Source organism: Vibrio penaeicida (assembly GCF_030689305.1).
In the GTDB taxonomy this organism is placed as follows: domain Bacteria; phylum Pseudomonadota; class Gammaproteobacteria; order Enterobacterales; family Vibrionaceae; genus Vibrio; species Vibrio penaeicida_B.
This window is the reverse complement of sequence record NZ_JAUYVM010000002.1, coordinates 204,685-216,727: the sequence shown is the minus strand read 5'-3', so window position 1 is coordinate 216,727 and position 12,043 is coordinate 204,685. Positions and strand designations below refer to the sequence as shown.

Genomic DNA, 12,043 nt, shown 5'->3' with positions numbered 1-12,043 from the left:
GAATACTCATGCCAACACCTGTTGCGGTTATTACCGGACTGGGCGGGTTTACTTCGCTCGGAATAACCCTAGAAGAACATTTAGCAGGCCATCAGCAAGCCGAAACTGGGATTCGATATGATGACACTTATCCCTATCCGCTTGGCGCTGTGCCCAATTTCAATCCACGCGATTTTATCAAAGACAAAAAATCCATTCGAATGATGACTCCCCAAGTTAAGCTCGGTGTATCAAGTGCGGCATTAGCTTTTAGTGATGCGCAGCTGGATGCCAACCAACTTGCCCAATATGAAGAAACCAGTGGTGTCATCTACGGCTCTTTTTTCTGCCAAGGATTTCAAAACAGTACATCGCCCTATCTTGCAAGCTTGAACGATGATCTTTCCGTCAACTATGAATCGTTAGGTTTGGAGCATTATCGACAATTCCCTCCCCTATGGATTTTACCTCGCCTACCTAATACGACTGGCGGGCAAGTGTCTATTCAATATGGGCTACGTGGAATGAGTTACAGCATTGTGAATGGTCCGGCTGGAGCCGTCATGGCGGTAGGTGAAGCGATGGAAGCCATTCAAGATGAACGTGCTAGCCGTATCCTTGCTGGCGCTTCAGAATCAGAAGCCTCGCTCGACCATACTTTTAGGCTTGAACAAAAACACCCTGTCGCTAAAACGTTGAACGATGAAGGCATTGTATCTGCTGAAGCTGGGGTTAGTTTTGTCATTGAAAACGGTGACATTGCGAGTCAGCGTGGTCTCGATCATTATGGTGAAGTCACCGCTTATCAAAACAATTACTTACCCAAGCTTTTTAAGCAACCAAAACAGAGCACCATTGCTGCCATTGAAGCGCACTTCAGAAAGCTGTTACACAAAGCGAATACCCATTCATCAAACATCGATGCCATCCAACTGACTCTCTCTGGCATTCCAGAGCTAGACGAATGTGAAGCACAAGCCGCACTTAATGTTTTTGGTGGTGAAGTCCCGATTGTTTGCTCAAACGACTACACCGGATTTGCCTACGGTGCTGCCGGAGGTTGCTCGTTACTTTATGCCTGTTTGCAGTTAAAACACCAATACCTTGCTCCTGTTTTGAACATCGAACGTAAGCCATTGAATAGTGGTCTGAATTACGTTTCGCATTTACGCAAAGATATATCGCTAAAACAGATCATTTGCCATCACATTGACTATCTCGGCAATGAAGTCAGCTTATTGATAAACAAGGAGTCAGAATCATGAAACGCGTGGTCGTAACCGGTATGGGAGCCGTCAGCGCATTTGGCGCAGGGTCAGAAAATTTATGGCAATCATTATTGGCTGGTGAGAATGGCGTCAGATCCATCAACCACTTGCCAGTGAGCGGTGACATCGTATCTATTGCAGCCACGATGCCTTCAATGGAAAAGCACATTGTTGCGAACAAGAAATTAGCATCCATCTCCACGGCGGATCCATCCATTAAAAAATTCTTCCTTGCTATTGAAGAAGCCGTCAATCAATCGGGGATTGATTTCTCAGACCCGAACTATCAAGACACCGCTTGTATGATCGCTGACCGCCCCTATAGCGCGACAATGGATGTCGATATTTATTTACCCACTTTTGCAAAAGCCACCAGTAACGGTGAGGTCGATCTTGAAGCTTGGCTAAGAGAGCTTCGGCAATGCCCTGCTCTTGCAGCTCGAACGCAAGTCGATGATACCGACAGCATTAATCATTTTACCTCACGCTATTACGACCTTACAGGTCCAAGCTTGAGCGTCGGGACCGCCTGCGCTTCGGGTAACAATGCCATTGGCGAAGCGTTTGAGAAAATTCGTCGTGGTCGAATGACGTCTGCCATTGTTGGCGGAGCGTACGATTTCGACCTAAATGCCATGATCGGCTTCACCCGTATTGGTGCACTCACGACCAATCCAGACACAGATACCGCTTGCCGACCTTTCGACGCCGAACGAAGCGGTTTTGTTATGGGAAGTGGTTGTGGGGTGCTCATCCTAGAAGAACTAGAGTCAGCACAAAAACGAGGCGCGAACATTTTAGCGGAAGTAACGGGATATGGTTCTTATACAGACGGATATCGAGCTACAGACCCAGACCCAGAAGGAAGAGCAGCGTGCCGGACTCTAACAGGCGCATTGGATACTGCTGGGCTGAAACCTGAGCAAATTGACTACATCAACGCTCATGGCACCTCCACCAAGATGAACGACAAAACAGAAACCAATGCGATTAAAAAGGTGTTTGGTGAGCATGCTTACAATATTCCTGTCTCTTCAACTAAATCCATGATTGGACACGGAATAATGGCAGCTGGCGCATTAGAGGCCATCGCGTGTATAAACGCCATGCGCGATGGTGTGATACACGGCACACGCAACTACCAAACGCCCGATCCAGAACTCGATTTGGATTATGTCGCGGAAGGCAAGAGAGAGTTGGAAGTTTGCCACGCGATGTCGAATAACTTCGGCTTTGGTGGTCAAAATGCCACGGTCATATTTTCTAAGTTTGGAGAATCATAATGACCTCTAGCCTGATACAAAATAACCTTGAATCTCAATATTTTGAAAATCAAACCCTGCGCAGCATTCTGAACATCAATTTAACCGAACATCGCTATTTGTATTCACACAAAATCAGCGGTGAGGTAGTGATCCCAACGGTTTTCTTGCTGGAATACGCGGTTGCGCTATTACAACAAAGCCCGTTTATTGAAGAATTTGAAAACGGGGAACTCGACATTCAAAGCTTCTCACTGTGCAACATCAAATCTAGGCGCTTTATCCAAGTTCAGCAGAACATCGATAACAAACTGTACATCGAATGGAGCAAACAAGAAGACATTTACAATTTATCGATTGGGTGCGACAAACTCTCTAAAGGCGGAAGCGTCATTCGCGCAGACGTACTCGCCCTCACTGCGACACTAGAATGCAAGCGAGATAACGTTCCTACTCACAATAAACCGACTGATGTAGAGCCCATCGAGATATCGGTATTACATAACTTCCGTAAGAAGTCCGCAGCCATTATGGGTTCGCTGTTTGCCACAACGAATTTTTGCTACGAATGGTCGCCAACGGAATGTTGCTTAGACGGTTACTCCGACCTTAAAGATAGCCTGCATTACTACCTTGGCAGCAGTGCCGATATCACCTTTGCCACGCCTGCTCATGGTGCCATTTCCGGCGTGCAGTACCTCGTCTTTTATTCTTACCTGACCAATCGACCTGCCTGGCCAGCCGATATTGAATCGATGAGATTTTATGGTCCTGTAAAAGAATCACTCCTCATTACACAAGTCTCCCGAGGAAAGGATGACGGTCACGTAAACGTTACTGTGTGGAATAGCTCAGACATGAGCCTAATTGTGGAATTCAAGAACTACCAATTGCAGGAGAAACGCAACTAATGACGACTTCAACGCCTTTTTTCATTCATTGGGCTGATTCCATCCAAAAGACGGAAGATCGAGTACAACTCAACATAACCATCGACCCCAACAAAATGGTGGCTTTAAAACATCATGTGTTTAATCGCCTTTGCCTATTTCCATTTGCGTATACAACAGAGCTGCTGGTACAAACAGCCGCGCACTGCGCCGATGTCGACAACCCTTTTCCGCTGTATATCGAAAAGGTCGAACAACTTCGCGGCATCGCCATTCCTTTTGGTCAAACTCAATCACTCTCAGTGAATTGCTTCAGAAACAGTGCGGGAAAATTCGAGCTCAGCTTAACGATGGACTTAACCAACAAAAACGGAAAAGTAATTCGTAAAGATTGTGTCGTCGCAACGGCTACCATTGACGTTCAAAGCCAGCATGTGATCGGTCATCATAGCGATAAACCGAAAGCACTAAACCCGCTGAAATTACCACAATCGCTTTACTACCAAACGTTCCATCCAACTCATGGACCATTATTTCAAACGATTACAGGCGATATCTATCTGGACGATGAACTGGAAGGCATTGCCGGAAAGTTCAATTTAGCGCAATTGGAAAACTGGCAATCCATCCAGCCTGGTCTGAGTTTCTGGTTATCACCTTTGGCTTTCGATTCCGTTTTGCAACTTTCTGTTCTTAATTGCATTCAAATTGAAAGCACGACCAAACCTCAGTTTCACGCCAAACTGCCTGTTCAAATGGAAGGTGCTTATTTCCCAACGTCTTTCTCAGCCGACACTGAATACACCATGCGTGGCTTTGTTGATAAGGTCGATGACAAAGACCAACAATCGCGATTTTGCGTAACAAAAGAGAATGGCGAACACGTTGCTTGGCTCTCTAGTGTGACACTGCGCCGCGCTCCTCATAAACATTTTGAAGCTCGTAATCTCCTAGAAGATTTCAAGCAATATCGACATGAAGAGGTAACCTTGTGAAGTACACCACCCCCAAATTTGAGCTTAGCTATGCAGTCAAAGGCAACCAGAACGCAGAAAAAACGCTGGTTTTCCTAAATGGTATTTTTCACGGGGAACCATCTTGGATCAAACAAAGTCGTTTTCCTTTTTTTAAGAAAGAACACAAGCAAGTGTTTATTGATTACCCTGGATGCGGCGAATCACGCGTATCTTCCACGTTCTCATACGATCAATTGTGTGATGCTATTGCGGGGTTACTTGAAGAACTACAACTGCCGAACATCACGTTAGTCGGATACTCATTTGGTGGAATATTGTCGCTGGAGCTGGCAAAACGAAATCCTCGCCTTATTAGTCAGCTTGTGATGGTGAACTCGGCAATCGATATATCGATGAAAGGCAAAAAAATGATGGCCAGCGTGAAACATATGCTGGAAACCGATGTGCCGCTCGCCACCATATTCCAAGGGACATACTCTTGGTTTTTTAGCGATGACTATTTGGAACAATTAGAGGACTTTCAAACGCAAGTAGTCCAGCGATATGTCGAATACAACCACAACAGGCATTCAGTCATTGCTTTTTTAAACGCGATCGGTGACCGCTCGAATGTCGATCCACTGCCATTAACAATACCCGCATTATTGGTAGGAACTGAGGGCGATTTTATTTGCCCGCCCAAGCTACAAAAAGCGCTTGTCGATTCGAATTCTACATTCGAGTGGGCTTGCCTACCGCTAGACACACATGCCGCGAACATCGAAGCGCACGCACTCGTAAACCAAACCATTCGCGCGTTTCTGGAGTCCCAATATGATTAATCCATTTTGTTTGTACGTCACCAACGCTGAGCAGCAATTACAAAGGTTTCCTGTCTCAGCCGAACAAGACCTACCCGATGAAGTAGTCAAAACGCTGGCCGAAACAAAACAGCCGATAGTTTTGAGCTACCAAGGAAAAAGCGACGCAAATGCGTTGAATGAGTTGTTCCAAATTTTCCACAAGCTCTATCGCCCTTTAATGCGAAAACGCGGTTGCCAAGTATGGGTCCACTGGGGACAGAGCGACAACGCCATCATTCAAAAGGGAGCTCAAACGCTCTGCCAAATTGCAGCAATGGAGCTTGCGGGGAAAAAAGCTCGAATCAACTTCATTAGTAGTGATAAAGCAATGGACAAAAGCACTTATTTTCAATTACTTGAACTCAAAGGCTGCGAATACCTAACCGCGCAGTCTGTGCAATGGAATGTTGTAAATGACCAATTATTGTAGGATTAAGGGCATAAAATGAAAACGGTATTAATTACAGGCGCAGGGCAAGGGATCGGAATGGCCATCACGCAGCAGTTTTCTCAATGTGATTACGCGGTATACCTAAATATCAGAACACTGACACCAGAAATAGAATCGCGAATTGCTTCACTGCAAGCCGATGGCGCTGTTGTTCTTCCCATTATTTTCGATATCAATAACGAGGCGCAAACACTGAAGGCTCTAGGATCAATAGATAAACTCGATGTTCTAGTGAATAACGCTGGAATACTTCGAGATAACCTCATCCCCCAAACATCAATGGAAGACTGGCAATCGGTACTTCAAACCAATTTCTATTCTGCTCAAGATATGTTTACGCAATGCACCCCATTACTTAAAAAATCGGATGCGCCTTGCGTGATCAATATGGCTAGCATCTCCGGTGTACGGCCAAGGGCCGGTCAAGGTGCTTACGCCGTTGCTAAGGCAATGTTGATTGAATGGACAAAGCAACTTGCCAGTACTCCGCCCACCGCTCTCCAAACCTTAACAACTTATGCGATTTCCCCAGGGCCGGTAGCCACAGAGATGATAAAAAAGGCACCTTGGTATAAACAACCAGGCGCATTTGATCGCATTCCTCTAAAGCGGTTTGCTCAACCAAATGAAGTCGCTGAATTGGCCGTTAGCCTTGCAAGATACCAGCGACTGAGTAACGGTCAGAATATCGTCTTGGATGGTGGATTTACTCAGACGACCAAAACTGCATAGCCATGGAGTCAAACACTCATCCTATGGCAACGCCACAACCAAACTCTGTCGACGTTTGGTTGTGGATTCCTTGCAAGAATTGGACACTCTCAAAGCTTAATGACCTGTCGAAGTCTGAGCGCACGCAATTTCAATTGAAGCCAGAAATAGCACGATGGCAATTCGCTGCCAGTAAGTTGTTTCAGCGTCATGTATTAAGTATGTATATCAATAGAGAGCCAAGCCAACATGTTGTCTTGAAGAAAACGTTCGGAAAGCCTTATTTGGATAAGGAATCTCTGCAATTTAATGCGTCGCACAGCCAAGGAATAATGTTAGTTGCCGTTACTTCCAAAACTGAAATAGGTCTCGATATTGCTGTTCACAACCATGCATCTAAATGGAAACGAAGAGCCAGGAGTGTTTTGCACGAAAACGAATGTGTTGAGAATGCCACGCAGTTTTACCATTTGTGGGCACTAAAAGAATCACTGCTAAAAGCGACTGGCGAAGGGCTAATTCATGGCTGTCGTCACTTGTGCCTCAACTCTGACGACCTAAATACAGATGGCTTAGGTAGAGATGGCTTAAGTAAAGACGGTTTAAATACAGATAGTATTAGCAACAACTCACTCATTACTTATACCAAGCAGACTCAGCAATGGTGGAGTTATTTGATCCGGTCGCCTATTCGCCATGCGAGTTTAGCAGTATCGAGTAACGCGCAGTTAAATGATGTCAGAATAATGAGTTTCATTCCTCAATCGTGATATTGAATAATCGCACCAGTAAGTCGTCTCATTCCTAATGAGCTCTACATTCATTTGGTGGAGCTCATTTTTCTTGCTCACCTAAAGGCATATTTGATAGTATTCATTATCATTTAGAAATAAGAAACAACAAGATATGGAAATCAAAATCGACAAATTAGACGGTAAAGAAATCGTCGCTCTTCTCAATGAGCACTTAGATGATATGTACGCAACGTCTCCGCCAGAAAGTGTCCACGCCTTAGATCTAGTCGCATTAAAAAAGCCCGAGATTACGTTTTGGTCGGCATGGGACAACGGCGAGCTACTTGGCTGTGCAGCCTTAAAACAACTTGATTCGTCCCATGCGGAATTGAAGTCTATGCGTACGGCTAAAACAGCTCGAAATCGAGGTGTGGCCTCAAACTTATTACAACATTTGCTTTCTGTGGCGGAAGATCGAAAATACGAAAAGATCAGTTTGGAAACAGGCTCTATGGATTTTTTTAAACCCGCTCGCACCTTGTATGAAAAGAATGGATTTGTCTACTGCACACCTTTTGCTGACTACCAACCGGACCCGAACAGCCAATTCATGACAAAAGATTTGCTTGAAAAAACCTCTTGAGAACTCTAAGGAATACATATGAACAAGGTTGTGATCGTTACGGGTGGAAGCCGAGGTATCGGAAGAGCTACCTCTCTCCTATTGGCTTCAAAAGGCTATCGAGTATGTGTGAATTATCGAACGCGTCAAAATGAAGCCATCGAAACCGTTAAGCTGATTGAAAAAGAGGGAGGCAAAGCCATTGCGTGCGCCGCCGATGTATCCGTTGAAGCCGACGTTATTCGTTTATTTGATACCGCAGAAAGAGAGTTTGGAACGCTCACTCACTTAGTCAACAACGCCGGAATTCTATTCACCCAATCTCGCCTAGTGGATATGGATCTTGAACGCTTTAACAAAGTAATGGCAGCCAACGCCACCAGCTGCTTCTTATGTTGTAGAGAAGCGGTGAAACGCATGGTTGAAGGTGGGGCTATTGTAAATGTCTCTTCCGCTGCATCAAGGTTGGGAGCGCCGTTTGAGTACGTGGATTACGCCGCCTCCAAGGGCGCGGTCGATTCGTTAACCAAAGGTCTTTCTTTAGAGGTTGCGGCTCAGAACATCCGCGTTAACGCCGTTCGTCCTGGGCTCATTTACACAGATATTCATGCCGATGGTGGCGAACCCGGTCGTGTTGATCGTCTCGCTTCTTCTTTGCCTTTACAAAGAGGAGGGACGCCAGAAGAAGTGGCCAATGCAATTGCATGGTTACTATCTGATGAAGCTTCTTATGTTACTGGCTCATTTACAGAAATTGCTGGTGGGCGATGACCCAATATGCGGCAGTACGATATGTCATTTAGTTCTAACTGCAAAAGACCCTAAATAAATCATCCATTCTGTAAATAAAATGAGTAAGATTTCTGCTGCATTTTGTAATCTTAACGTGATAGGATCGCACGCTTTTATGATCAACCTCACAGTTATTTTTCGCTGTGAGGGAAACTCACAATCTGATATCAACCACTTATCTGGACTCGTCACATACATATGTGGGCGAATTTCTAGAGCATCGACTGGCGAACGTACCTAACTTCATCGCCGTAGAAATGCTTGGTTTATCAGTTTCAAAAGCGAAAAATTATATGTCTAAAACTATCCTGAGTCCTGAACAGCCCAGTATTGCAGAGGCTGACAGCTCAGCGATTCAATCTGCTCAACATGCCAGTACAACCCTCCAGAAACTTGGATTCAACAACCCTGTATTTTGGCTGAGCGGAAGTTTCCTTTTAATGTTTGTATTGCTTGCTCTCGTTAACACTTCACTACTGTCATCTATAATCAACTCTGGATTCACCTATGCCACTCAGTGGTTTGGCGCATTCTGGCAAATCTTATTGCTGGTAAATTTTGTAATTGGATTAGTGCTAGCGCTCGGTCAAACGGGTTATGTGCGCTTAGGTGGTCTCGCTCTGCCTGAAATTGACACATTCAAATGGCTTTCTATTGTACTTTGTACGCTACTGGCTGGCGGTGGAGTATTCTGGGCTGCTGCTGAACCCATCGCACATTTCGTTTCTGCGCCACCTATATTTGATGAATCTTCAGCAAGAGATATGGCGATAAACGCCCTTTCCCAATCTTTCATGCATTGGGGGTTTCTTGCTTGGGCAATATTGGGCTGCTTATCGTCAGTTGTGTTGATGTACCTTCACTACGAGAAAGGATTGCCACTTAAACCACGTACGCTGCTCTACCCAATTTTTGGCAACAAAGCGATTCACGGCAAGCTAGGCAACGCTATTGATGCGGTATGTATTATCGCTGTAGCCGCTGGTACGATTGGACCAATTGGGTTCCTTGGCTTACAAGTAAGCTACGCGCTGAACGCGTTGTTTGGCATTCCAGACAGCTTTGCTACGCAAACTATGGTTATTCTCTTTGCCATGGCTATGTATACCCTTTCAGCATTGAGTGGGCTCAGCCGCGGTATTCAATTAGTTAGCCGTTACAACATTATTCTTTCCGTTGCGTTAGTCTTCTTTATTCTTATTGCGGGTCCAACAAGCTTTATCATCGATGGTTACATGCAAGGTATGGCAACCATGATCGATAATTTTGTGCCTATGGCTTTATTCCGAGGCGACACAGGCTGGTTGAGTTGGTGGACCGTTTTCTTCTGGGGATGGTTTATTGGTTATGGACCAATGATGGCAATCTTTATTGCTCGTATTTCTAGAGGTCGCACTATTCGACAGCTGATTCTTGCGGTAAGTGTTGCTGCACCACTGATCACTTGTTTCTGGTTCAGTATTGTTGGCGGTAGCGGATTGGCGTTTGAGTTGGCAAACCCTGGTGTGATTAAAGCTGGCTTTGAAGGATTCAACTTACCGGGTGCATTACTTGCTATTACTGAGCAGTTACCTTACTCAACATTGATCGCTATTTTGTTCTTAGTTTTAACAACAACGTTCATTATCACAACAGGTGATTCAATGACTTACACAATCAGCGTTGTTATTACTGGCGACACAGAACCAAATGCAATGATGCGTGCATTTTGGGGCGTAGTAATGGGTTCAATGGCGATTGTCTTGATATCTCTCGGTCAAGGGGGAATATCTGCATTGCAGTCTTTCATCGTGATCACTGCGGTTCCGGCATCGTTCATCTTAGTGCCTTGTTTGTGGCAAGCGCCTAAAATCGCTCATAAGATGGCAAAAGACCAAGGCATTCTGTAATGTGCTGGTCCAACACACTCTAGAGTCTGTTTAGCCAAATAAAAACCCCTGAATTCGATTCAGGGGTTTTCTCTTTCTAATGCATTCAATTAAGCACTCAGGTGCCTGAAATTTACTCTTGTTCCAACACGATTAGAAACTGGTCTTCATTCAGATCCGTGATCACCGAGTGACTCTTCTTACCTATATTGGCTTTCTGCTCTTGTTCTAGTTCATAAGGCATAATGAGAGTAATTTTCTCGATCCCTTCAGCTCTTGCCAGCTTCACTAACCTAACAAGGTTTGTTTCATCACTATTTTGAGCAGACATTGCAGATAAAGCCTGATCCCAGATTCTATCTTGCGGAGTTTGCATTTGATTCAAGCTGTCTTTCCACACCACGCCAAAGATCGGCGCGAAAGACTGAATCGCCTCCAAAAATGTCCATTTCCTGCGGCAAACTACACCTAAAAACGTGGTGTAATCAAAAACAATGTCCGCCGTTTTAGTTTTATCCATAATGCCCCCCGACATTGAGAATAGCGAAATATCCGAAGACTATTTCTTAAAACACAACGCCTTTGCATCGTTGTTTGTCACCTTTTGGTATGTATTACAAAAAGGTTTTGGCTGGGTCAAGCGAACCCTAACGCCATATTAGCAATACCACCTAAACCGTTACGGAATTGCATATAAACTCACTATTAACCACAATTTGCTATATAGCAATATGATATAAAACAATCGTCTGTTATGACCTTATTTCACAAGAAAAGGCTATAAAAAAGTACGGTTATTTACACAATATGAACATAGTTGAAATGAATCAAAGGAAAAGATTTGGAATCCTGTCAGTTACTTGGCTGGTGAATCAACTTAGCCAACTAAATGAAGACAACTTATTGCCAATTAACCAGTTTAAGACCAATCCCAACTCGAGTGTGGCTGTGGTTGTATTCAATCAACGTTTCTCCGTAGCCATGGTAAACCTGGGTATATAAGCCGACAAAGTCATTCATATAGAACGTATACCCAGCTTCAACACCACTTCGATCTGTATCAAAATTGTAAAACCCGCTTAAATCGAAGACACCAAAGGTCGAGTGAATCTTCATCCACGCATTCCATGGCGCGTAGTACTCTGCGATATCTGGGTTTTCACCTGTCCGACCGAACACAGACCAAGCATGAATGCCGTATTCAAAGGGTCCATCAAGCAGTTCAAGAGCGAGGTAAGCTCTATCCCAACTGCGAGATAGTGACGCAGTTTGCCCATTAGATTGGTGTTTATAACCTAGCTCAATATTGTTGATGATGAATAGATCAGGACGATACATCACAAAAATTTGCGGCTTGTAGTTTGTTTCACGAAAAGGAGAGGAAATTTTATTGTTCGCTACTTGCCATAATGACGTTTGAGAATAAGCGGCTACCAAGGATGAATTTGAGGTAAATTGCAGCAAAGGAAATGAAAAGGAAAACTTAAACTTCGCCTCAAGTGATTGTAGCTCTCCGGCACCTTCAAACCCACCCGCTATGTAGTCTGCTTTATTGATGTCATTGGTATAACTTCCAATAACATACGTATCCTCATAGGAAGAAATACTACTTAGGCTTTTAGCCATCAACGGACAAGAAAAAGCGAT

At 44.4% G+C, this 12,043-nt stretch carries 13 protein-coding genes; 11 read left to right on the top strand and 2 right to left on the bottom strand.

The genetic code is table 11. The features are described 5' to 3' along the window. Positions 1-8 precede the first annotated feature (8 nt). The 11 genes from Q8W40_RS04065 (at position 9) to Q8W40_RS04015 (ending at position 10,417) form a co-directional block, all read left to right on the top strand. Positions 9-1,244: a beta-ketoacyl synthase N-terminal-like domain-containing protein gene (locus Q8W40_RS04065; protein WP_305395992.1), complete on the top strand. Its 1,236-nt coding sequence runs from the start codon at positions 9-11 to the stop codon at positions 1,242-1,244. After that, a complete protein-coding gene (locus Q8W40_RS04060; protein ID WP_305395991.1) occupies positions 1,241-2,530 on the top strand; it encodes a beta-ketoacyl-[acyl-carrier-protein] synthase family protein in 1,290 nt (429 codons plus the stop codon). The genes Q8W40_RS04065 and Q8W40_RS04060 overlap by 4 nt, the downstream gene beginning before the upstream one ends. Further along, positions 2,530-3,420, top strand: a complete 891-nt coding sequence (locus Q8W40_RS04055) for a hypothetical protein (protein ID WP_305395990.1) — start codon at positions 2,530-2,532, stop codon at positions 3,418-3,420. Before Q8W40_RS04060 ends, Q8W40_RS04055 begins: the two co-directional genes overlap by 1 nt. Next, a complete protein-coding gene (locus tag Q8W40_RS04050; RefSeq protein WP_305395989.1) occupies positions 3,420-4,394 on the top strand; it encodes a polyketide synthase dehydratase domain-containing protein in 975 nt (324 codons plus the stop codon). The genes Q8W40_RS04055 and Q8W40_RS04050 overlap by 1 nt, the downstream gene beginning before the upstream one ends. After that, a complete protein-coding gene (locus tag Q8W40_RS04045; protein ID WP_305395988.1) occupies positions 4,391-5,197 on the top strand; it encodes an alpha/beta fold hydrolase in 807 nt (268 codons plus the stop codon). Before Q8W40_RS04050 ends, Q8W40_RS04045 begins: the two co-directional genes overlap by 4 nt. Then, positions 5,190-5,648, top strand: a complete 459-nt coding sequence (locus Q8W40_RS04040; RefSeq protein ID WP_305395987.1) for a hypothetical protein — start codon at positions 5,190-5,192, stop codon at positions 5,646-5,648. The genes Q8W40_RS04045 and Q8W40_RS04040 overlap by 8 nt, the downstream gene beginning before the upstream one ends. A gap of 15 nt (positions 5,649-5,663) precedes the next feature. Further along, the gene (locus Q8W40_RS04035) at positions 5,664-6,401 is read left to right on the top strand and encodes an SDR family NAD(P)-dependent oxidoreductase (RefSeq protein ID WP_305395986.1); all 738 of its coding nucleotides are present in this window, start codon (positions 5,664-5,666) and stop codon (positions 6,399-6,401) included. A gap of 2 nt (positions 6,402-6,403) precedes the next feature. Next, complete coding sequence (locus Q8W40_RS04030; RefSeq protein WP_305395985.1) at positions 6,404-7,150, top strand: 4'-phosphopantetheinyl transferase family protein; 747 nt, start codon at positions 6,404-6,406, stop codon at positions 7,148-7,150. Between the two features lie 136 nt (positions 7,151-7,286). Further along, positions 7,287-7,757 carry a GNAT family N-acetyltransferase gene (locus Q8W40_RS04025; protein ID WP_305395984.1) on the top strand — a complete coding sequence of 157 codons (471 nt, stop codon included), beginning with the start codon at positions 7,287-7,289 and terminating at the stop codon, positions 7,755-7,757. 18 nt (positions 7,758-7,775) lie between these two features. Beyond that, positions 7,776-8,507, top strand: coding sequence for a glucose 1-dehydrogenase (locus tag Q8W40_RS04020; protein ID WP_305395983.1), 732 nt, complete (start codon positions 7,776-7,778; stop codon positions 8,505-8,507). Between the two features lie 314 nt (positions 8,508-8,821). Further along, on the top strand, positions 8,822-10,417 hold the full coding sequence (locus Q8W40_RS04015; RefSeq protein WP_305395982.1) for a BCCT family transporter: 1,596 nt from the start codon (positions 8,822-8,824) through the stop codon (positions 10,415-10,417). 112 nt (positions 10,418-10,529) lie between these two features. Here the strand turns inward: Q8W40_RS04015 and Q8W40_RS04010 are convergent, their stop codons facing one another. Both Q8W40_RS04010 and Q8W40_RS04005 read right to left on the bottom strand, forming a co-directional pair. After that, positions 10,530-10,916 (bottom strand): transporter, encoded by a 387-nt coding sequence (locus Q8W40_RS04010; protein WP_305395981.1) that lies wholly within the window; start codon positions 10,914-10,916, stop codon positions 10,530-10,532. 380 nt (positions 10,917-11,296) lie between these two features. After that, positions 11,297-12,022 (bottom strand): phospholipase A, encoded by a 726-nt coding sequence (locus tag Q8W40_RS04005; protein WP_305396308.1) that lies wholly within the window; start codon positions 12,020-12,022, stop codon positions 11,297-11,299. Positions 12,023-12,043: the final 21 nt, after the last annotated feature.

Bases quoted from the DNA above. Each gene is read 5' to 3' on its own strand.
- Q8W40_RS04060 (WP_305395991.1), top strand. From the start codon at position 1,241: ATGAAACGCGTGGTCGTAACCGGTATGGGAGCCGTCAGCGCATTTGGC.
- Q8W40_RS04025 (WP_305395984.1), top strand. From the start codon at position 7,287: ATGGAAATCAAAATCGACAAATTAGACGGTAAAGAAATCGTCGCTCTT.
- Q8W40_RS04035 (WP_305395986.1), top strand. From the start codon at position 5,664: ATGAAAACGGTATTAATTACAGGCGCAGGGCAAGGGATCGGAATGGCC.
- Q8W40_RS04010 (WP_305395981.1), bottom strand. From the start codon at position 10,916: ATGGATAAAACTAAAACGGCGGACATTGTTTTTGATTACACCACGTTT.
- Q8W40_RS04055 (WP_305395990.1), top strand. From the start codon at position 2,530: ATGACCTCTAGCCTGATACAAAATAACCTTGAATCTCAATATTTTGAA.
- Q8W40_RS04040 (WP_305395987.1), top strand. From the start codon at position 5,190: ATGATTAATCCATTTTGTTTGTACGTCACCAACGCTGAGCAGCAATTA.
- Q8W40_RS04005 (WP_305396308.1), bottom strand. From the start codon at position 12,022: ATGGCTAAAAGCCTAAGTAGTATTTCTTCCTATGAGGATACGTATGTT.
- Q8W40_RS04050 (WP_305395989.1), top strand. From the start codon at position 3,420: ATGACGACTTCAACGCCTTTTTTCATTCATTGGGCTGATTCCATCCAA.
- Q8W40_RS04015 (WP_305395982.1), top strand. From the start codon at position 8,822: ATGTCTAAAACTATCCTGAGTCCTGAACAGCCCAGTATTGCAGAGGCT.
- Q8W40_RS04030 (WP_305395985.1), top strand. From the start codon at position 6,404: ATGGAGTCAAACACTCATCCTATGGCAACGCCACAACCAAACTCTGTC.
- Q8W40_RS04065 (WP_305395992.1), top strand. From the start codon at position 9: ATGCCAACACCTGTTGCGGTTATTACCGGACTGGGCGGGTTTACTTCG.
- Q8W40_RS04020 (WP_305395983.1), top strand. From the start codon at position 7,776: ATGAACAAGGTTGTGATCGTTACGGGTGGAAGCCGAGGTATCGGAAGA.